Annotated in this window: 1 protein-coding gene; it reads left to right on the plus strand. The window is 77.3% G+C overall.

The genetic code is table 11. The annotated features are described in order from the left end of the window. Positions 1–282, plus strand: a 282-nt coding sequence (locus J4G33_RS16900; protein WP_208057171.1) for an SRPBCC domain-containing protein, incomplete at both ends; no start/stop codon positions are given.

The following is a 282-nucleotide window of genomic DNA, read 5'->3' on the forward strand; positions in this document are numbered from 1 at the left end:
GAGTGCGAGCCTCCGCGCCGCTACACGACCACGTGGGAGTACGCGGGCGAGAGCCCCAGCACGGTCGAGGTGACGGTCACAGAGCACCCCGAGGGGGCCGTGCTGACCCTGCGGCACACCGACCTCGCCGACGCCGGGTATGGCGCCGGCTGGCAGGCCTACCTCGAGCAGCTGGCCCGCGACCGGCCGGCCGCGGCGTCCTCGGCGGTCGATCCCGACCGGCCGGCGGGGGTGTCCTGGGACGCGCGGTTCGCGGCCCTGCACGCCGTGTGGGGGCCGCGG

Source organism: Actinotalea soli (assembly GCF_017565425.1).
Taxonomy (GTDB): Bacteria; Actinomycetota; Actinomycetes; order Actinomycetales; family Cellulomonadaceae; genus Actinotalea; species Actinotalea soli.